The organism is Rhodococcus erythropolis NBRC 15567, assembly GCF_001552595.1.
GTDB classification, from domain to species: Bacteria; Actinomycetota; Actinomycetes; order Mycobacteriales; family Mycobacteriaceae; genus Rhodococcus_F; species Rhodococcus_F erythropolis.
Genome location: NZ_BCRM01000001.1, coordinates 1,281,175 through 1,300,792, shown reverse-complemented (window position 1 = coordinate 1,300,792; position 19,618 = coordinate 1,281,175). Strand labels below are relative to the sequence as shown.

Annotated in this window: 17 protein-coding genes and 1 tRNA gene; 12 read left to right on the top strand and 6 right to left on the bottom strand. The window is 62.9% G+C overall.

Annotated features, from left to right (window positions below; translation table 11 throughout):
• Window positions 1–25 precede the first annotated feature (25 nt).
• Genes RE4_RS06280 through RE4_RS06265 form a run of 4 tightly spaced genes read left to right on the top strand, consistent with a single transcriptional unit; the run spans window position 26 to window position 4,057 of the window.
• Window positions 26–613 carry a nuclear transport factor 2 family protein gene (locus RE4_RS06280; protein ID WP_019744806.1) on the top strand — a complete coding sequence of 196 codons (588 nt, stop codon included), beginning with the start codon at window positions 26–28 and terminating at the stop codon, window positions 611–613.
• Complete coding sequence (locus tag RE4_RS06275; RefSeq protein WP_021332267.1) at window positions 610–1,380, top strand: SDR family oxidoreductase; 771 nt, start codon at window positions 610–612, stop codon at window positions 1,378–1,380. Before RE4_RS06280 ends, RE4_RS06275 begins: the two co-directional genes overlap by 4 nt.
• Complete coding sequence (locus RE4_RS06270; protein ID WP_019744808.1) at window positions 1,377–2,432, top strand: NAD(P)H-dependent amine dehydrogenase family protein; 1,056 nt, start codon at window positions 1,377–1,379, stop codon at window positions 2,430–2,432. Before RE4_RS06275 ends, RE4_RS06270 begins: the two co-directional genes overlap by 4 nt.
• Complete coding sequence (locus RE4_RS06265) at window positions 2,429–4,057, top strand: long-chain-fatty-acid--CoA ligase (protein WP_081098308.1); 1,629 nt, start codon at window positions 2,429–2,431, stop codon at window positions 4,055–4,057. Before RE4_RS06270 ends, RE4_RS06265 begins: the two co-directional genes overlap by 4 nt.
• A gap of 74 nt (window positions 4,058–4,131) precedes the next feature.
• Here the strand turns inward: RE4_RS06265 and RE4_RS06260 are convergent, their stop codons facing one another.
• The 3 genes from RE4_RS06260 to RE4_RS06250 are packed head-to-tail and all read right to left on the bottom strand — an operon-like array spanning window position 4,132 to window position 7,653.
• Window positions 4,132–4,863 (bottom strand): VOC family protein, encoded by a 732-nt coding sequence (locus RE4_RS06260; protein WP_060938203.1) that lies wholly within the window; start codon window positions 4,861–4,863, stop codon window positions 4,132–4,134.
• On the bottom strand, window positions 4,860–6,377 hold the full coding sequence (locus tag RE4_RS06255) for a carotenoid oxygenase family protein (protein WP_060938202.1): 1,518 nt from the start codon (window positions 6,375–6,377) through the stop codon (window positions 4,860–4,862). The genes RE4_RS06260 and RE4_RS06255 overlap by 4 nt, the downstream gene beginning before the upstream one ends.
• Before the next feature lie 43 nt (window positions 6,378–6,420).
• Entirely contained in the window at window positions 6,421–7,653 is a 1,233-nt protein-coding gene (locus RE4_RS06250) for an acetyl-CoA acetyltransferase (RefSeq protein ID WP_060938277.1), read from the bottom strand.
• A 123-nt stretch (window positions 7,654–7,776) separates the two neighbouring features.
• On the opposite strand from RE4_RS06250, the gene RE4_RS06245 reads away from it, so the two are divergent.
• The 5 genes from RE4_RS06245 (at window position 7,777) to RE4_RS06225 (ending at window position 12,690) form a co-directional block, all read left to right on the top strand.
• Window positions 7,777–8,988: an acetyl-CoA C-acyltransferase gene (locus tag RE4_RS06245; protein ID WP_047890093.1), complete on the top strand. Its 1,212-nt coding sequence runs from the start codon at window positions 7,777–7,779 to the stop codon at window positions 8,986–8,988.
• Entirely contained in the window at window positions 8,985–9,908 is a 924-nt protein-coding gene (locus RE4_RS06240; protein ID WP_060938201.1) for an SDR family NAD(P)-dependent oxidoreductase, read from the top strand. Before RE4_RS06245 ends, RE4_RS06240 begins: the two co-directional genes overlap by 4 nt.
• Entirely contained in the window at window positions 9,905–10,729 is an 825-nt protein-coding gene (locus RE4_RS06235) for a DUF1295 domain-containing protein (protein WP_060938200.1), read from the top strand. Before RE4_RS06240 ends, RE4_RS06235 begins: the two co-directional genes overlap by 4 nt.
• Window positions 10,726–11,592 (top strand): acyl-CoA thioesterase, encoded by an 867-nt coding sequence (locus tag RE4_RS06230; RefSeq protein ID WP_021332262.1) that lies wholly within the window; start codon window positions 10,726–10,728, stop codon window positions 11,590–11,592. The genes RE4_RS06235 and RE4_RS06230 overlap by 4 nt, the downstream gene beginning before the upstream one ends.
• A gap of 81 nt (window positions 11,593–11,673) precedes the next feature.
• The gene (locus tag RE4_RS06225) at window positions 11,674–12,690 is read left to right on the top strand and encodes a winged helix-turn-helix transcriptional regulator (protein WP_080945706.1); all 1,017 of its coding nucleotides are present in this window, start codon (window positions 11,674–11,676) and stop codon (window positions 12,688–12,690) included.
• 9 nt (window positions 12,691–12,699) lie between these two features.
• Here RE4_RS06225 and RE4_RS06220 read toward each other — a convergent pair whose 3' ends face one another.
• The gene (locus RE4_RS06220) at window positions 12,700–14,079 is read right to left on the bottom strand and encodes an LLM class flavin-dependent oxidoreductase (protein ID WP_167343333.1); all 1,380 of its coding nucleotides are present in this window, start codon (window positions 14,077–14,079) and stop codon (window positions 12,700–12,702) included.
• A gap of 242 nt (window positions 14,080–14,321) precedes the next feature.
• Between RE4_RS06220 and RE4_RS06215 the strand changes: the two genes are divergently transcribed.
• Together RE4_RS06215 and RE4_RS06210 are read left to right on the top strand one after the other, a co-directional pair.
• Window positions 14,322–14,397: transfer RNA gene (locus RE4_RS06215), tRNA-Arg, on the top strand.
• A gap of 49 nt (window positions 14,398–14,446) precedes the next feature.
• On the top strand, window positions 14,447–15,409 hold the full coding sequence (locus RE4_RS06210) for a formylglycine-generating enzyme family protein (RefSeq protein WP_060938199.1): 963 nt from the start codon (window positions 14,447–14,449) through the stop codon (window positions 15,407–15,409).
• A gap of 1 nt (window position 15,410) precedes the next feature.
• On the opposite strand, the gene RE4_RS06205 is transcribed toward RE4_RS06210, so the two are convergent.
• The gene (locus tag RE4_RS06205) at window positions 15,411–16,328 is read right to left on the bottom strand and encodes a TauD/TfdA dioxygenase family protein (protein ID WP_020970412.1); all 918 of its coding nucleotides are present in this window, start codon (window positions 16,326–16,328) and stop codon (window positions 15,411–15,413) included.
• Between the two features lie 35 nt (window positions 16,329–16,363).
• Window positions 16,364–17,032 carry a TetR family transcriptional regulator gene (locus RE4_RS06200; protein ID WP_020970413.1) on the bottom strand — a complete coding sequence of 223 codons (669 nt, stop codon included), beginning with the start codon at window positions 17,030–17,032 and terminating at the stop codon, window positions 16,364–16,366.
• Window positions 17,033–17,237: 205 nt separating this feature from the next.
• Here RE4_RS06200 and RE4_RS06195 point away from each other — a divergent pair, with 205 nt between their 5' ends.
• Window positions 17,238–19,574: an arylsulfatase gene (locus RE4_RS06195; RefSeq protein ID WP_060938198.1), complete on the top strand. Its 2,337-nt coding sequence runs from the start codon at window positions 17,238–17,240 to the stop codon at window positions 19,572–19,574.
• Window positions 19,575–19,618 lie beyond the last annotated feature (44 nt).

Sequence of the window (19,618 nt, the reverse complement as noted above, 5' to 3'; positions counted from 1 at the left end):
TCCGGAGCCGAGAAGGGACATCATCGTGAGGTCCAACAACATTCACGCAGTCGACAGCGGCGGGGGCCCAGACGTCAGGGACTACAGCCCGGTCGACGCTCTCGTCGCCAAGCAGGAAATCTACGAGGTTCTGGCTCGTTTCCTCCGAGCCGCAGACCGCGGCGACGTCGAGGACGCCAGGCGGTGTTATCTGCCCGGCGCAACCGAAGACCACGGGGGTGTCTTCACCGGCACCGCCGACGACTACATCGACCACATCGCCGGGGCCATCACCCACCCACGATCGCTGACCACCCACGCAATGACCAACGTCTTGGTCGAACTCGACGGGGATACAGCACACGTCGAGTCGTACGTGCTTGCCTTCGCACGAATCAAGACCTCGGACGGCATAGCCGACACACTCACCGCGGCGCGCCTGATCGACCGCTTCGGTTTCGAGGACGGCAGGTGGGGAATCCGCCACCGCGCACTGCGGTGGGACTGGAACCACGACATGGCCACAGCCGAAGGCTGGATCTTCGGGATGCTCGCGCCTGAAACGTCATTGAAGAAGAGCAAGAAATTCCCCGACGACCTCATCTACACCCGACAGACACAGGAGAACTCATGACAACCTTTCGCGGAACTCCGGTCGAGGGTGCGACCGTCCTCGTCACCGGCGCCAATCGAGGCCTCGGGTTGGCCTTCGTCCAACAGGCGAAGTTGATGGGCGCAGCCAAAATCTATGCGGGGGTGAGAAATCCCGACGAGGTGCCGGCCGAGCTCCGAGCCACCGGTGCGCACATCGTCGAACTCGACGTCACCGATCCAGGACTCGTCGACACTGCCGCCGGGGCGTGCGGTGACACCTCGGTCGTCGTCAACAACGCCGGGCTGTTCACCGGGAATCGGCTGATCGAGGCCGACGACCGAGAGGCCGCTCGCGCCGAGATGGAGGTCAACTACTTCGGACCGCTGACGATGATCCGAGCCTTCGCGCCGGTCCTCGCCGCCCGCGGCGGTGGATCGATAGTCAACGTCTTGTCAGTCGCCGCAATCGCACCAACCGCCTTCATGGGCGGCTATTCACCGGCCAAGGCGGCTGCTCTGTCGCTCGGCGGCATCGCCCGTGCCGAACTCGAACCGCACGGCATCACCGTCACCTCGTTGATCGTCGGCAGTGTCGACACCCGCATGGCTTCACACGTGCAGGGCCACAAGGAAAATCCCCTCGACATCGCCGCGACCGGACTCGCCGCCATGCAACGCGGCGAGTGGACGTGCGACACCGATTTCATGGCAATCGACGCCCGTGCGCGTCTGGCTCGAGACCCGATTCGGTACGAACGCGGACTGGGCAAGCTCCTCTTCGCCGGCGAACTGACCACTCGATCATGAGCGATCCGATTCGTGTTGCCCAGTGGGCGACCGGCGCCATCGGCAAGACCGCGCTTCGCGGAATCATCGATCGTCCCGACCTCGAGTTGGTCGGCCTGTACGTCTACAGCGACGCCAAGGCCGGGCGCGATGCCGGCGACATAGCCAGACGCGCACCGACGGGCGTGATCGCCACACGAGACGTGGACGAGATCATCCGCTCGCGCCCCCAGGTTCTCATCCACAGTCCGCGTTTGCAGATTCCGTACGAACGCCACGACGACGATTTGTGCCGTCTGCTTCGCGCCGGGATCAACGTGATCACGACGGCCGGGCAGCACTTCCCCCGCGCACACGGTACCGAGCGCGAGCACATGTTCGCCCAAGCATGTAAGGAAGGCGATTCGACGCTCTTCGGTGTCGGAGTGAGCCCGGGCGTCATCGGTGAGCGATTGGCGTTGGCTCTGACGGGAACATCGATCGAACTGGACCGCATCACGATCGACGAGGTGCTCGACGCTCGCGGCATGCCTGACCCCGACTTCGCATTCACCGTCATGGGAATGGGTTCGCCCCCGGAGGAACTGGACGGAACCGGGCCGTTGCCCTCGCTGTACGCGTCGCTGTATCTGGAGACCATCGCGTTCATGTGCGAACGTCTGGGGATCACCTACGACGAGGTCGTATCCGATCACAGGGTCGTTGCGGCGCGAACGGATCTCGACGTGGCCGCCGGACGCATCGCCGCCGGAACCGTCGGAACCACCGAATGGCGCTGGCACGCAATGGTCGACGGAAAGCAGTTCCTCACTCTGGCCATCATCTGGACCATGGAACCCGATCGTGAGGAATACGCGGGGCGCGATCAGTGGGAAGTCCATCTGTACGGCAAACCCGAGATCGTGATGACCGTCAATCTCGTCGAACCACAAGATCCGAACAGCCGGACAACCGCCGGTCAGTTCATCACTGCGGGCCCGGCACTACGCGCCGTCGAGCATGTACTCGCTGCTCCCACCGGCATTTTCGAACCCCCTGTCTTTGCCCCCTTCAGATTGGAGCATTCAGCATGACCACTCAGCCGACGGCCGTAGGTTCGACTGCCACCCGTGAACCCGCCACCCGCGAACCTTCTGTGAACGCGCTCCTACCCGATGGTCGCCCCGTGCAGAATCTCGAAGACTTGCTGCGCAGCCGGGCGATTGCCAGTCCGGAGAGCACCGCCGTCATCTCCGATGACGGCCGTACCAGTTTCCGCGAGCTGGACATCGAAGCAAATCGTGTCGCGAATGCACTTCTGCGCGATGGTGTTCGAACAGGTGACCGGGTGGCGTACATCGGCGCCAATGCACCGTCTTTCCTCTCCATCCTGTACGGATCTTCGAAGATGGGCTCGATTCTGACGGCCGTCAACAATCGGCTGGCACCGGGCGAGGTCGACTACATCCTGAGCAACAGCGAGCCGACCGTCGTCGTACTCGGAGCAGGCGATGAGGGCCTCTCCGACGTCGCCGCGGCGGTCGGTAGTGTCCGGACCGTCGTCACGGTGGACGGTTCTGCAAACTCGGTCTCGTGGAGCGACTGGCTCTCCGGTGTCGGGGACGACGACCCAGGAGTGTCACGCCTTCCCGACGATACCGCGCTGATCTTCTACTCGTCGGGAACCACCGGTCACCCCAAAGGAATCGAACTCACCGGCGCGAACCTCGGCCGCGCCCTCGCGACCATGTATCACCTGCTCGATCTCGACACCAATTCCGTGGCCATGTGCCCGGTCCCGTTCTTCCATGTGGCGGGGCTGGGTCTCGCTCTCGTCACGACGCTCGGCGGTGGCGCTCTACTTCTCAAGACCATCGCCGGTCCGCTGGAGCTGGTGGCGCTGATGCAGGAGTACCGGGTGACTCATGCGGTCGCTGTTCCCGCGGTGATCAGCGTCCTCACCTCTCTTCCTGCTGTGCGTGAGGCGGATTGGAGTGCCCTGCAGTTCCTGGTCTACGGAGCGGCGCCCATGCCGCTACCCCTGTTACAGGACGCCACCAAGGTTTTCGGATGCAGCTTCCTGCAGGCCTACGGACTCACCGAGTCGACTGGCGGCGTCACCATGCTGACCCCCGAAGATCATCGGGCGACCGACGAGTCGACCGCGCATCGGTTGAAGTCCGTCGGGCAACCGATGTTCGGCGTACCCATCCGCATCGTCGATCCCGTGACGCTCGAAGACGTCCCGGTCGGTACCCGCGGCGAGGTGGTCATCGGCGGCGCTCATGTCATGAGGCGCTACTGGCGCAACGAGGCAGCCACTGCGGCCACCATGTTGGACGGCGACTGGCTCCGAACAGGAGACGGCGGATCGTTCGACGAGGACGGGTATCTCTACCTCCACGACCGCCTCAAGGACATGATCGTCTCCGGCGGTGAGAACGTCTATCCCGCCGAGGTGGAGAGCGTTCTCTCCGGCCACCCCGGCATTCGGGAGGTCGCGGTAGTCGGCGTTCACTCCGATCGGTGGGGTGAGACTCCCATTGCGGTGGTCGTTCGTTCCGGCGATTCGGCTGTCACCGAAGCGGAGATCATCGAGTGGTCACGCGAGCGACTGGCACACTTCAAGTGCCCCAGTGCAGTTCAGTTCATCGAGGAACTGCCACGCAACGCGAGTGGGAAGCTTCTCAAGACTCGTTTGCGACAGGACTTCGCTTGAGTCCATGACAAGAATTCGGGGCCGGTCGCTTTGAGCGATCGGCCCCGATTTCTGTCGTTCGATGTGAAGCTCGCTCAGCCTGGGTGAATCCGGAATTCGACGCCGCCGACGATCAGGCCGGGCTCGACGGTGTTCGCTCCGATCGACGCCGCCAGATCGACCGCACTGAGCATCGACCGCTCGCCCGGAACGAACGACACGGCGCGCGACCCCAGCGCAATCGAGAGTGATTGCGCCGAATCCAGTTTCTTGCCGAACACTTCGGCCCACAGCGCCGCCGTCTTGGCCGGATCGGGAGAGGACACGTCGACGCCGAGAATGTCGTCGACCCGTGGATCGAGGGAAACCTCCTTCTCCGTCTGGTCCCAGAACCACTCTTCGGCGTCGGGAATCTCGTCGAGTTCTACGAGCAGTCCGAGATCACCGGGATGAAGTTGGACGATCCGGTGACCGTAGGCCTCGAGATCTGCCACCGTCCGAACATCGGCCGCAGCTGCACGTTCCAGATAGGGCTCGATGTTCGAAACCTGGATCGAGAGTGCATAGCCGCCCTCCCCTCCGCCCTTGCGGATCCATCTCGCCAGCGAGACCGTCTCGTCGAGCGGTGCGACGATCTCGAGAAATGCCTGCGGCCCGACGGCCAAGGTCTCGTCGGCCAAACCGATGTCTTCGAGCAGTGGATCTGCGAATCCTGGTGCCAGATTCAACGCTTCACGTAATTGTTGACCGGTCTTGTCCAGGTCTCGTGCACCGATCACCACCTGCCGCAGGATCTCCCACGTGCCCGCGTCGTGCGTGCCCGTCACAGTCCGACCGCTTCGGCTGCGGTGTCGGCACTCTGCCAGCGTCGGAGCTCGGCACCCGGCGCCCACGTCGAGTGGGTGCCACTCGAAATCCGTTCGGGAAGGCGAAGTTTGCACAATGGTCCGTCTCCGACGCGGGCAGCGTCGAAGATCAGGCAGAAGGACGCGTCCTCGTTCATGTCGGTGGTCAACGTGATGAGATAGCCGTCGTCTTCGGCGGTACCACCCACGCGTGGTGCCATCGAGGTCTCGCTTCCATACACGCCGTCACCGAAGGAGAATCGTTCCTCGTTCCCCGTCAGCAGGTCGTGTTTGACCAAGCCGTCGAACAGGAACCACGACGGCTTACCAGAAGCCGCATAGGCGTATCGGTACTTCTCACCCGCGAAATTGCCGTTCATCATGCCGAATTCGGTGATCGAGTCACTGAGTTGCTCTTCACGCGTGGCTCCGGTGACCAGGTTCAAACGCCAGCGGTGAAGCCGGGTCTGCATGCGATCGAGAGCGAGGAAACGGAAGGCGCGCTCCCACTGATTGCCCATACCGTTGTCCGACGGCTCCGGATCACCCTGGTAGAAACCGTCCAGAACAATCTCGTCCCCCTCTTCGTAGGCGTTCACGAAGTGCAGGACGTAGGTCGGATCGGCCTCGAACCACTTGATGTCAGAGGTGTTTCCGCGGCGTGGGATGACTCCGAGACGGAGCGGGATATCGGGATGGAAATTCGCGACGTGCGCGCCCTTCTCCAGTAGAACCGGATCCCAGAACAAGGGGCAGTCGTTGAGGATCGCGTAGTTCTCCGTGAAGGCCATGTCGTGTGGCAACCGCGGACCGGGAAGCGGGACGTCGACGTAGTGGACCAACTCGTTGGCCGAGTCCACGACGCCGTAGTGCATGTACGGCGCTTCCTTGCTGTAGTTGAAGAACAGCATTTCTCCGGTCTTGTCGTCCACCTTCGGATGCGCGGACACACCCCATTCGAAGGGGAACTTGCCGTTCCAGCTTTCCTTTCCGAGTGTCTCCGCCGACATCGGATCGAGACGATACAGATCTCCGCACTGGTAGAAGCTGGTGAGAGCAGTCCCCCGGTGAACGACGACGTCGGTGCTGGACGCGTCCTTCATCCGGGTGCGCGCACCCTTGCCCCCCTCGGGGCGACTGAGTTTGGGAGACTCGGCGAGTCCGGCCCACAAGGCGCCGCCGGCATCCTGCTCGGCCGCCAACCCGTCAGTCCGTACGAATCGATTGCGGTAGAACGACTCTCCGTCACGAAAGCCCACGATGTGAATCATTCCGTCGCCGTCGAAGGGATGATAAGCCTTCATCGAGGGATGGAGCGGATTCTCGGTGTTGCGCAGGTAGACACCGTCGAGGTCTTTCGGAACCTCACCGAATACGACTTCGAGGTTGTCCGCTTTGAACTCGGTGGTCTGGGGTTGCCACGGGCCGGTGCGATACGGGTGATCGTCATCGGCGGGAAGGGTGGACAACAACTTGCCTACGATTTCGACGTCCATGGAATTCTCTTTTCGACTGATGGGGAAAGGCTGGGCTGCACTTTCAGGAAACTGCGTCGACGACAAAACTGACGGTGGTGGCCGTGCTTCCACCGAAGTTGAGCGTCGCAAAGCGGCTCGCACCCTCGACTTGGAAACCGCCGGCCTTTCCCGTCACCTGATGGGCCGCGTCGAGAAGCATTCGAACACCACTGGCACCCACCGGATGACCACCGCCGATCAGACCGCCGCTGGGGTTGATCGGTAGCTTGCCGCCCATGGCGATGTCACCACTCTCGATGGCTTTCCACGACTCGCCGGGCGCGGTCAGACCGATGTGGTCGATCGCGAGATACTCACTCGCCGTGAAACAATCATGTGTTTCGATCCCGTCTATCCCGGCCAGGTCGACTCCGGCCCGGGAGAAGGCACCCATCACCGCATCCCGAACGTGTGGCATCACGTAGGGATTATCGGCGTCGCGGGCCAGCTTCTGCTCGAGACCTAAACCAACAGTCCGGTGACCCCAGCCCGCGATCTGGGCCAGCGGAGTCGCCGCAGCACCCGGGTGCTCACGGAGGTACTTGTCCGTCACCAGCACAACCCCGGCGCCACCGTCGGTCACCTGGCTGCAATCGAATCGTCGAACACCGCCTTCCACAACAGGATTGGTGGCGTCGTCGCCGCCTGCATTCCCGAGCAGATCGGGTACCGCCCAACCGCGTGTCTGTGCATTGGGGTTGTTCTTCGCGTTCGCGAAATTGATCTGCGAGATCGCGCGAAGGTGAGATTCGTCGATCCCGTAGCGCCGCCCGTACTCCTTCGAAACACGATCGAACATGTACGGCCACATGAATTTTGCTTCCTGACCTTCGTGTCCGACCCAGGCTGCAGCGCCCAGATGTCCGGCCGCGTCATCACCCGGAACCGTCTTCTCCAGTTCGATACCCATCACCAGAGCCGCGTCGTAGTTGCCGGCGCGCAGGTCTGCCATCGCCGCAAGTACAGCGATACTGCCCGATGCGCACGCCGCCTCGTGCCGGGACGAGGGCACACCCCATAGATCTGGATGCACGGTGGCGGGCATCGCACCCAGCTGACCTTGGCCGGCAAACAATTGACCGAAGGCATTACCGACGTGGATCACCTCGATGTCGGCGGCAGGAACCTTCGCCGCGGCCAGGGTGTGGTTCACCACCTCTTCGGCAAGGTTCGCGAAATCGAGTTCCTCACGGGTGAAGTTCCGTGCGAAGTCGGATTGGTACCCGCCGAGAATCCAAATGTTCGAAACAGTCATGACCTCTCCCCTTGCCGATCCGGCATCGGTGACGTCACCGAGATACCCGTGCATCGGCGGTTGTAATTTCATCGCAACCGTACTACAACTAGCAGAGTAACTCTACTAATTGAAGGGTTGAAAATGACTGATGCTTTTGTCCTCGACTACGTGCGCACACCGCGCGGCCGAGCATCGACGCGAGGTGCCCTCCACGAACACAGCCCAGTCGATCTTGTCGTCCACCTGGCCAAGGCTTTGCAGGGTCGAACGAACCTCGCCGCAGAACAGATCGACGACGTCGTTCTCGGTTGCGCATCGCAGGTGGACGAGCAGGGCGCGAACATCGCGAGAACTGCCGCACTCCTTGCCGGTTGGGGCGATTCCGTTCCCGGCGCGACCCTCAATCGTTTCTGCGCATCCGGCGTCGACGCAGTCGGCCAGAGCGCAGCCCGCATTCGCAGCGACGACGTCTCCCTCGTCGTGGCCGGTGGCGTCGAAAGCGTCTCCCGCACTCCGATGTTCAGTGATCGCGGACCGCTGTGGATCGACCCGGCAACCATCGCGCAGATCGGCTCCATCCATATGGGTGTTGCCGCCGACTTGAATGCCACGATCGAGGGGTACTCCCGCGACGAGTTGGATGCGTACGGCGTCGAAACCCAGCACAAGGCTGCCGAGGCCTGGCGCAACGGCGCATTCGAGCGGTCCGTTGTGCCCGTTCCCGGCAGAAATGGTGAAGCCGGAATCGCGCACGACGAACTGGTCAGGGCAGAGACGACGGCAGAGGGACTCGCCGCGCTGCCTCCGGCCTTCGAAGGGCTCGGCGCCGCCGGTCAGGATGCACTCGCGCTCGCCGCCTACCCTGAGGTCGGCAAGATCGAACACCTGCACACCGTCGGATCCTCTCCCGCCATGGCCGACGGCGCAGCACTACTACTCCTCGGATCCGAGAAAGCCGCGGCCAGAGCCGGCCTGACCCCTCGCGCACGGATCATCGGATCCGCCTCGACTTCGGTGAATCCGGTTCTCATGCTCACTGCGGGCCAGAGCGCCGTGGAGGCAGTCATCGCTCGAGCCGGGCTTCGTCCACAGGACATCGACGTGTTCGAGTTCGCAGAGGCCTTCTCCGCGCTCTGCCTACGGTTCCGCCGCGATCTTGACGCCGGGCCGGACCGCATGAACCCCAACGGAGGCACGATGGCGATGGGCCATGCATTCGGCGCCACCGGAGCAATTCTCGTCGGCGCGTGTGTCGACGAACTGGTACGGAGCGACGGACGCTACGGTGTGGCCGCGGTCAGCGGCGCCGCCGGTGTCGGAGTCGCGGTGCTCGTCGAACGGATCGCCTCGTGACCGCCAGTTCACTCTCGGGCCGCGTTGCCGTCGTCACGGGAGGGGGTAAGGGCCTCGGCCGTGCCGTCGCACTGCATCTCGCGAGCCGAGGGGTCACGGTGATCGTCAACAACCGAAATCGCACACTCGACGCGAGCGGCCGGGGCCCTGCAGATCAGGTCGTCGACGAAATCCTCGAAGCCGGTGGCCACGCCGTCGCCAACCACGACGACGTCACCGACCCCGAGGTCGGCCGAAAGTTGGTGGACGACGCTCTCACTCGGTTCGGACGACTCGACTTCTGCATCACCAGTGCCGCGGTCAGCGGTCCACAGATGCTCCATCGCACCACCGCCGAGAACCTCAGCACCGTCATCACGACAAACGTCGTCGGGACCGCGCTGGTTGCCGCTGAAGCCTCCCGAGTCATGCGCGAAGCCGGATTCGGGCGCATCGTGATGATTGCCTCGACCGCAGGACTGCACGGCGAACCCACCGTGTCCGCCTACGCCGCCAGTAAGGGTGCCGTCATCGCACTGGGCCGCACCGCGGCCGGCGAAGGTTCGAGTCGCAATGTGTTCACCAATGTCGTACTGCCCTATGCCACTACGCAGATGACCGAGTCCGGAATGGACCCACGATTCATCGACATCATGGGGGCCGACCTGGTAGCCCCGGTGGTCACTGCCCTCGTCGATCCCGAGTCCACGACCAACGGGCAGGTGATCGTCACGGCAGGTAACGGAGTGCGTTCGGCCGACGCCGTCGAGGGCTCGACCGAATTCTTGCCCACCACCACAGAACTCGATGCCAAAGCGCTCGACGCACTGCTCGTGACCAGCCGGCTCGGCACTCATCACACCTATCCGAGCGCACAGGAAGCCTTCGCGGACTTCGCTTCCGAACTGCTCGACCACCACAATCAGAAAGCGCGCGCATGACCGACATCCCATTGGGCGACCTTGCACTGAACTTCGGTGTGAGCGCACTCGCCGTGCTCGTCTTCATCGCAGTCGTGATGGCCGTAGCCATCCGGATGAACAATCACTCGATCATCGACATCTGTTGGGGGCCTGGCTTCGCCGTCGTCGCCGTCGTCTCGTACCTGACGTCCATCGGATCGGACGGCAACGATCTACGTCGCCTCGTGGTGCTGGCACTGACCGTGGTGTGGGGAATGCGACTCGGCCTCTACATCGGCTTCCGAAACCGTGGGCACGGGCAGGACAAGCGCTACACTGCCCTGCTCAAACATCAACAGGGACCGCTGGTTCCGTTCCTGATTCGCAAAATCTACGGCCTCCAGGGCGTTCTCATTCTCGTGGTGTCGCTGCCGGTCCAGTACGCGATGTACGAGTTTCGCGCCCTCGGAGTCCTCGGCGCGATCGGCATCGCAGTCTGGACCGTCGGCTTCGTCTTCGAATCGGTTGGTGACTACCAACTTTCCCGCTTCAAGGCAGATCCGGCCAATTCGGGAATGGTGATGGATCGTGGACTCTGGGCCTGGACCCGGCATCCCAACTACTTCGGCGACGCATGTGTCTGGGTCGGACTGTTCATCCTCGCGCTTGGTGATCCATTGGCGCTGATCACGATCGTCTCGCCGATCGTCATGATCAAACTACTGGTGAGCTACAGCGGTAAGGCCTTGCTCGAACGAGGCATGCGCAAGAGCAAAGGCCAGGCCTACGACGACTACGTCGCCCGGACCAGTGGCTTCTTTCCCCGTCCGCCCCGTCCGGCACGAAACCACGCGTCGTGAGCGCCCCCACGAGTGGTCTCGCTGACGTCTTCGATCTGGAATCGACCGGCCAGGACCGGTGGCAAGGGTCGAACGACGGTGTTCGGCTACCTCAGTTGTTCGGCGGCCAACTGGTCGCCCAGTCGATTCTCGCAGCCGGGCACACGGTTACCGACGGCAAAGCGATCAGTTCCGTCCACACGCACTTCCTTCGCCCGGGGTCGACGAATCGCGCGACCGAGTTCTCGGTAGATCGTCTTCGGGACGGAAAACGCCTGTCCACCAGAGGCGTCGACGTCCACCAGGACGGACGACTCGTCTGCCGTTCGACGGTATCAGCCTCCTCGATCGACGAGGGCATCACTCACAGTCGAGCCGTACCCGCCGCGCTCCCGCCCGCTGAGTGCGTGACGTTGCAGGAGTTGGCCGAGGCAGACGGCGGGCTGGGCGAGGTGTGGGAGGAGTTCTCCGCCATCGAGATTCGTGTGTCCCCCCTCGATTCGCAGTCCCCCACGACGCATTCGGCGGCGCCTCCGCGCAACATCTGGATGCGTTCGGCTCAGCGACTGAGCGACGATCCGCTGATTCACGTCGCTGCTCTCGCCTATGCCAGTGATCTGATGCTGATGGCAACCGCGCTGACTCCGCACGGCTACGACATCGGGCAGGAGCACTCGCTCGATACGGATTGGACGGGCGTGTCCCTCGATCACACGATGTGGTTTCAGCGTCCCGTGCGAGCGGACGAGTGGCTCCTCTTCGAGCATTCGACACCCACTGCTCATGCCGGCAGAGCAGTCGTGAATGCCGCGGTCTTCGATCAGTCCGGACTCCAGATCTGCCAGATCACCCAGGAAGCGTTACTCATTGCCCGTATCGAGTGATTCCCGACTCTTTCTGCAGACCACTCGGTACGGTCTCGCGGTGCCGCAGGGTTCGCGGCCTATGATTTCTGGGTGGTACGAGTGAATGCAACCGGATCTTCGGCGTCGGCCGGATCTCCGACACCCACGCCGTCGGTGGGCGTCACCGAGTTGCCTGCGGGCGGACCCAACGCACTGGCGGTCACGCTCGGGCTACTGGGAGACGAGTGGAACCTCTGGATTCTGCGGTTCGCCCTTTTGGGGTCGCGTCGATACAACGACTGGCTGGCTCTCGGGGGAATCTCCAACTCGGTGCTGTCCTCACGGTTGGCAGTCCTGACGGCCGGCGGAATGCTCGAGCGCCGGGAGTACCAGCAGAACCCGCCGAGGCACGAATACTCGGTCACTCGCAAAGGCCAGTCGATCTGGCCGGTCCTCATCACCATGTGGTCGTGGGAGAAGCAGTGGGCACCGAATGAAACCGCGCCACTACCGCCACTACGGCACAGCACCTGCGGAAACGACTTCACTCCGATCCTGCGTTGCAAGGAGTGCGGCGAGGACGTCGACGTGCGATCCCTGGACTCCCAAATGGGGCCGAGTGGGGACTTCTCACGCAGTGTGCCCGAAGCAACGTCGAGGCGCCGCTCCACCAAGTCCGAACGCCGACCGGAAATCCTGGCTCACACGATGGAACTCGTCGGCAATCGCTGGTCGGCAGCGATCATCGGGGCAGCTTTCCGAGGTGCCCGTCGTTACGGAGAGTTCGCCGAGATCACCGGTGCGCCGCCGGCAATCGTCGCCGATCGGTTGAAGCACCTCACCGAGATCGGTGTGATGGAAACGCGGCCGCTTCCGGATCGCCCACAGTGGTCGGAGTATCGACTCACCGACAAGGGAACCGCGTACTTCCCCGTCGTGATGTGCATGATCTCGTGGGGTCAGCGCTGGTTCAGATCCGCGGACGGTCCGGACATCGTTCTCCATCACAAGGCGTGTGGAAAGCGGTTCGAAGCAAGGCTGGGTTGTAGTGCGTGTGGTGAGGAACTGAGGTCTTCGGACATCGAGGCGATCGACCTCACCACCTCGGTGCACGTGCCGGGGCCCGGCTGGTCCTGAGATCCCCACTCAGCCGGCAGTGCGGATCCGGTCGAAGCTCCGGCCTCGGTGTTCGAGCGGCAGTCTGTCCCCTCGCCCGAACAATTTGTTGCGCAGCGTCCCCGCTTCGTAGTCGCTCTGGTAGGCGCCCCTCCTCGTCAGCTCCGGAATCACATGCTCCACAATGTCTTCGAAGGTTCCAGGAGTCACCGCGTACGCGAGATTGAAGCCGTCGACGTCGGTCTCGGCGACCCACTCCTGCAACTCGTCGGCGACCTCCTCGCCGGAACCGACGACGATCGGGCCCAGCCCGCCGATACCCGCCCACTCCGCGATGTCTCCCACCGTCCACTCGCCGCCCTTCTCGTCCGCCTGACGAAACGATGCGACCGCGGATTGAATGGCGTTGCTCTCGACGTTCCCGATCGGCTCGTCCGCTCGGTATCCGGAGAGATCAATTCCCATCCACCCCGAGGTGAAAACGAGTGCGCCTTCACTACTCGCGTAGCTGCGGTAGTCCTCGAGCTTCGCCTGGGCCAACTCGGGGGTTCGGTCGGTGATGATCGTCAACAGTGTGTAGATGCGGGCCGAGTACGGATCGCGCCCGACCTTCGTCAGTTCGTTTCGGATTCGGGCAACGGTGTCTTTGAGAATCGCCTTTGTCGGTGCACCCACAAAGATCGCCTCGGCATTCTCGGCGGCGAACCGAACCCCGCGTGGCGACGCGCCGGCCTGGAAGATGACCGGCGTCCGCTGCGGAGAAGGTTCGGAGATGTGGATGCCCGGAACCGTGAAGTGCTTGCCTTCGTGCTCGATCGGATGAACCTTGGAGGGGTCCGTGTAGACCCCGGTGGTTCTGTCACGCACCACCGCGTCGTCTTCCCACGACGTTTCCCACAACTTGTAGAGGACTTCGAGGTACTCGTCCGCGTGGTCGTAGCGATCGTCGTGCTGGAGTTGGTCGTCCTCGCCCATGTTCCGTGCGGCCGACGGGAGGTATCCGGTGACCACGTTCCACCCGATTCGCCCGTTCGTCAGGTGGTCGAGGGTGCTCAAGCGCCGAGCAAACGGGTACGGATGCTCGAAAGCTGTACCTGCGGTGATACCGAAGCCCAAGTGCTCGGTCACGGCAGCCATCGCCGACGCCAGCAGTAGCGGGTCCGAGACCGGTACCTGCGCGCCCTGCCGCAGCGCTGCGTCGTGATTGCCGCCGTACACGTCGTATGTTCCCAACACATCGGCCAGGAACAGCCCGTCGAATCGTCCACGTTCGAGGAGCTTCGCCAATTCCGTCCAGTACCTCAGATCCGTGTACCTGGACGACTGGTCCTCCGGGTGACGCCACAGACCTGGCGATTGGTGGGCGACGCAGTTCATGGCAAAGGCGTTGAAGCGGATTCTGCGGGTCATTCCCGCACCATGCCGTGCCTGCACCGCAGTGACCACCATTGCGATCAGTGCGATCGGTTCGGCTCCTGCTTGCACCCGGCGATACCGTCGACTTCGCGACCTCGTCGGCGGGCCGCTACACTGACTAGCGCAGCTGTGACGCCCGAGGCTTCGTGCCGACAGGTCGAGCGGATGCAACAGTAGTATCGGGAAGCGAAAACCCCGGCAGCACAGGGTTTTCAGCGCTTGCCGGTACGCTCCCCGCCCTCGTAGCTCAGGGGATAGAGCATTCCTCTCCTAAAGGAAGGGTCGCAGGTTCGAATCCTGCCGAGGGCACCAGGTGGGACTCTCCCCACATCGGCGCGACCAACGTGCCATTCTTGAATTCATGACGACGCCTCACTCCACGGCAACTCCACCGAAGAACATGTCTTTGATCCCGGGTGGGACGTACTGGATGGGCTCCGAAGACTTCTATCCGGAAGAACGCCCAGTTCACCAGGTCACCGTCGACGGATTCTGGATGGACACGACGGCGGTGACAGTCGCCGAGTTCCGACGCTTCGTGAAGGCAACCGGCCACGTCACCACTGCTGAAATCGCCCCGGATGCCGCCGACTATCCCGACGCCGATCCAGCCCTCCTCGTCCCGGGATCGTTGGTCTTCAATTCGCCACCCGGCCCGGTTTCACTCGACGACTACACCCGGTGGTGGTCGTTCACTCCCGGCGCCGATTGGCGCCATCCCGAGGGCTCCGACAGCAACATCGGGGGACGTGAACGGCACCCCGTCACCCACGTGTCGTACTTCGACGCCCAGGCCTACGCCGCGTGGGCCGGCAAGGAACTCCCGACCGAGGCCGAGTGGGAGTTTGCCGCCCGCGGCGGACTCGATCGCCAGGCCTACGTGTGGGGCGATCACGACTCTCCGGGCGGGCGGCCCGGTGGCAACGTATGGCAGGGCCAGTTCCCCTGGGAGAACCTGCTCGAGGACGGGTACGAGCGCACCGCTCCGGTCGGAAAGTTCCGGCCCAACGGCTACGGACTGTTCGACATGGCCGGGAACGTGTGGGAATGGACGGCCGATCACTACACGTCCGACCACGCCCACAGTTCCAAGAACGTCGCGCCGGCCTCGTCGTGCTGCATTCCTCGCAATCCCCGCGCGGAGTTCGCCACCGAGGCCTTGGCCGGCGAACCCTACGCACGACGGGTGATCAAGGGCGGCTCACATCTGTGTGCACCGAACTACTGCTTGCGATACCGCCCTGCCGCGCGGCAGGGCGAATCCGAGGAGTCCTCGACCTGCCACGTCGGCTTCCGGTGCATCATCCGCATTCCGCAGGAGTAGATCAGAAGGGCACGTCCCCCAGGATGGCCACCCGCTCCATGACGCGGCGATGCGGGAAGTAGTCGCTCGCAGCGTAGTGCTGGGTGGCCCGGTTGTCCCAGAAGGCAATGGAATTCGGCGCCCACTTGAAGCGGCACTGAAAGTCCGGGACCTTGACCTGCGCGAACAGCAGGTTGAGCAGATCGTTGCCTTCGACAGGATCCATATCCGGAATGTGGGTGGTGAAGAGGCTGTTGACGAACAGCGTCTTCCGCCCGGTCTCCGGATGCTTACGCACCATCGGATGCAGAACCGGCGGGTACTGCTCCTTCATCTGCTCCAACTTCTCCGGGCTCATGCCGCGTCCGAAGGACGGCACAAAATCGTGGATGGCGTCCTTGCCGTCGATCAAGTCCTTGATCTCGTCGGGGAGGCAGTCGAAGGCGTTACCCATATCGGCCCAGAGCGTGTCACCACCGGCAGGCGGTACGTCGATCGCCCGAAGTACTGAACCAAGCGGCGGCGTCTTCGTCCAGGTGACGTCGACGTGCCAGATGTTCTCCGTTCCTGGACTGTCCTCTCCGCGTTCGAATCTGACGACTGCCGGGACCTCTCCCTGCGGGAGAAGTGGATGAACCTCGAGTTCACCCCAATGGGCCGCGAAGTCACGATGATTCAAGCTCGAAATCGGCTGGTCCCGAAAGAACACGACCTTCCATTCGAGGAGGGCCCGGCGCACGTCCTCGATCTGCTCCTCCGACGGATCACGCAAGTCGATATCGCTGATCTCGGCACCGATGAACGGTGTGACGGGTGTCAGAGTGAACCGCTCGTACGGCCTCGATTCAACGCCTTCCGGATTGCGCCTCATTCCGCGTGGTCCGAATTCGATTGTGTGATTGCCGATTTGGACTGTTCGTGATGATGTAAGGGTAGCCATCGAATGACTCCGTCCTGTCGTGTCGTGTCGCGGGGTCACACGTCAGTCGACGCGTGCACCCACTTTGCTCGTGTGCGTTTGTGTGCGCTTTGGGGCGCGGTCAGTGCTCCTACCGCGAGATCGACCAGATGATCCACCGTCGTATCGAAATCTGCCTGAACAACGGGGTTTTCGTCTTCGCGGCGCTGCTCGAAGATTGCCAGAGCGGAGACGCTCATGTTGAACGTCAGATCGATCCGTTCAACCGCGACGCGGCGGGGCAGATGCGGCAACGCCCGCGTCAACCTGCCGACTACCTCGTTGATTCCTTCACTGACCTCGCGAAACTCAGCACTCTGTGTATCTACTGACGGTGAAATTCTCGCGATGAACCGCGCATAGTTGGACCCGTCGACCGTCGCCATGAAATCGGCCAGCGGGTACAGGAAGGCTTCGACCAAAGCACGGACCAGATCGGTCCGCCCACTGGCGTCGACGTCGTCCAGATACGTCAGTCGCGCGGCATTGATCTGATCCATCCGATGCCGGAATACGGCCAGCACCAGACCGTCTCGCCCACCGAAGTGATACTGAACTGCAGAGTTGTTGCGCTGCCCGGCCGCAGTCGCCACGTCCCGCATGGATACTTCGTGAATACCGTGCTCGGCGAACATCCGCTCGGCGACGGCGATCATGGCGTTCTTGGCATCCAACGAGGCGGGCATATACCGACCATATAAGTCACTGACTTAATTCCGCAAGACCCACCCCTGTGCGCGGTTAGGGAGTGCAGGGACTCCTTAACCACTCACAGGGGTGATTGTCCCAGTCAGCGAGACCTACGCCGCCAACTGAATTCCGATCGATACTATCCAAATTAAGACGACTGCTTAATCGACCCCGGTTTTGCACACGCCAAGGAGCCTGCTGGTGAATCGCCATTCCATCCCGATCATTCCCGAGACGCCGAACGTCGCGGCCGCCGTGTACTACCCCGATCAGAATCCCCCGTACACCCGCCCGGAACCGCTTCGCCCGCCGGTCGGGGCCCCGAACGTGCTGCTGATCATGATCGACGACGTCGGATTCGGCGCACCCTCCGCGTTCGGTGGCCCGTGCCGCACGCCCACCGCCGAGCGTTTGGCCGAAACCGGCGTGAAATACAGCCGATTCCACACCACGGCTCTGTGCTCGCCGACGCGTGCCGCCACACTGACCGGGCGCAACCACCACAGTGTCGGTATGGGTGTCATCTCCGAAATGGCCAACGCGGCACCGGGATACAACGGGACCCGTCCCGCCTCTGCCGCCACGGTCGCACGCGTCCTGCAGGGAAACGGCTATGCGACGGGCGCTTTCGGCAAGATGCACCAGACCCCGACGTGGGAGACCACCGCTGCCGGGCCGTTCGATCGGTGGCCGGTCCGTGAGGGTTTCGACAAATTCTACGGTTTTCTCGGTGCCGAGTCCGATCAGTTCACCCCGGTTCTCTACGAGGACTTCACAATGGTCGACTTACCCAAGACGCCACAGGAGGGTTACCACCTGTCCGAAGATCTCGTCGACCACGCGATCGAATGGGTCGAGGGTGTCAACACGATGGACCCCGACAAGCCGTGGTTCTGCTACCTCCCCTTCGGCGCGTGCCACGCTCCACTCCAGGTCCCGGACCGCTACCTGGACAAGTACGTCGGCGAATTCGATCACGGGTGGGATCGCCAACGTGAGATCACCCTCCAAAAGCAGAAGGAACTGGGCGTCGTCGCTCCTGACACCGAGTTGGCCCCGTGGGCTCCGGGGCTCCCGCACTGGGACGAACTCGACGACGACCAGAAGAAGGTCTCGGCCCGTTTGATGGAGTTGTACGCGGCATTTCTCGAGCACACCGACGACGAGGTAGGCAGGCTCGTCGACCGGTTGCAGGAAATGGGTGTACTCGACAACACTCTGGTGCTCTACATGCTGGGTGACAACGGCGCCTCCGCCGAGGGCGGCATGGAGGGCTCGTTCAATTACCTCGCCGGCCTCAACGGTTACAAGAGTGCGACATCCGACGTACTGGCACGCTACGACGAATTGGGGACCGAAACCAGCTACCCGCACTATCCGGCGTCGTGGGCTCTGGCTCTCGACACCCCGTACCAGTGGGCCAAGCAGGTTGCGTCCCACTACGGCGGTACCCGAAACGGTCTGATCGCCCACTGGCCCAAGGGGATCGACAAGCCAGGAATCAGGGAGCAGTGGCATCACTGCGTCGACATCACGCCGACAATCCTGGAAGCTGCCGGTATTCCGGCACCGACCAGCGTCGACGGGGTCACCCAGAAACCGATGGAAGGCGTGGCGATGAACTACACCTTCGCCGAGCCCGACGCCGAAGAGCGCCACACCACACAGTATTTCGAGATCTTCGGCAACCGCGGAATCTACGATCACGGTTGGACCGCAGTCACGGCCCACCGCGCACCCTGGCTGATGGCCACTCACGGCCTCGAGCTCACACCGATGAGCGAAGACCGTTGGGAGCTGTACGACACCTCGGTCGACTGGTCGCAGGCCCGCGATCTCGCGGACGAGCATCCCGAGATCCTGGCCCGGCTCAAGGAAAAGTTCCTCGTCGAGGCGGCCAAATATCAGGTGTTGCCGCTGGACGACAGAACGGTCGGTCGCCACGCCACCGCGGAATCACGACCCCCGCATCCGATGATGGGCCGCAAGACCCTCACGCTGTACCCACACATGAACGGTCTGGTCGAGAAAGCCGCGCCGACGTTCTTCAACCGCTCGTACACGCTGACCGCGAGTCTGGGTAGCGTCGCCGACGGCATGCTGGTCAGCCTCGGCGGCCGGTTCGGCGGATTCGCTTTGTACATACTCGATTCCGTCCCCGTCTACTGCTACAACTTCAGCGGCGGTGGTCGGACCTTCGTGCGTGGGCGCAACCCGCTGGCACCCGATGCGCGCGAGGTGTCCGTCCACTTCGAGTACGACGGCGGCGGAATCGGCAAGGGTGGAACCGCAACCCTGAGCGTCGACGACGAGGTGGTCTCCGAGGGCCGGATCGAGAAGACCACTCGGGCGATCTTCAGCATGAACGAACAGCTCGACGTCGGCATCAACCGGGGAAGCCCGGTCGCGGAAGAGTTCGCGGACAAGGGCACGTTCCGCTACGGCGGCAAACTCAACAGCGTGACGATCGACTTACGCTCCACCCGCGACGTAGTGTCCGCGGAGGAACGGGAGAAAATCTCACTCGCCGTGCACTGATCGAACAGGCGACGCTCGCCGATTGTGCAGCCTCGCGCGATATC

Coding starts and splice junctions, on each gene's coding strand:
- RE4_RS06275 (WP_021332267.1), top strand. CDS start 610: ATGACAACCTTTCGCGGAACTCCGGTCGAGGGTGCGACCGTCCTCGTC.
- RE4_RS06270 (WP_019744808.1), top strand. CDS start 1,377: ATGAGCGATCCGATTCGTGTTGCCCAGTGGGCGACCGGCGCCATCGGC.
- RE4_RS06265 (WP_081098308.1), top strand. CDS start 2,429: ATGACCACTCAGCCGACGGCCGTAGGTTCGACTGCCACCCGTGAACCC.
- RE4_RS06255 (WP_060938202.1), bottom strand. CDS start 6,377: ATGGACGTCGAAATCGTAGGCAAGTTGTTGTCCACCCTTCCCGCCGAT.
- RE4_RS06250 (WP_060938277.1), bottom strand. CDS start 7,653: ATGACTGTTTCGAACATTTGGATTCTCGGCGGGTACCAATCCGACTTC.
- RE4_RS06245 (WP_047890093.1), top strand. CDS start 7,777: ATGACTGATGCTTTTGTCCTCGACTACGTGCGCACACCGCGCGGCCGA.
- RE4_RS06235 (WP_060938200.1), top strand. CDS start 9,905: ATGACCGACATCCCATTGGGCGACCTTGCACTGAACTTCGGTGTGAGC.
- RE4_RS06220 (WP_167343333.1), bottom strand. CDS start 14,079: ATGACCCGCAGAATCCGCTTCAACGCCTTTGCCATGAACTGCGTCGCC.
- RE4_RS06210 (WP_060938199.1), top strand. CDS start 14,447: ATGACGACGCCTCACTCCACGGCAACTCCACCGAAGAACATGTCTTTG.
- RE4_RS06205 (WP_020970412.1), bottom strand. CDS start 16,328: ATGGCTACCCTTACATCATCACGAACAGTCCAAATCGGCAATCACACA.
- RE4_RS06200 (WP_020970413.1), bottom strand. CDS start 17,032: ATGCCCGCCTCGTTGGATGCCAAGAACGCCATGATCGCCGTCGCCGAG.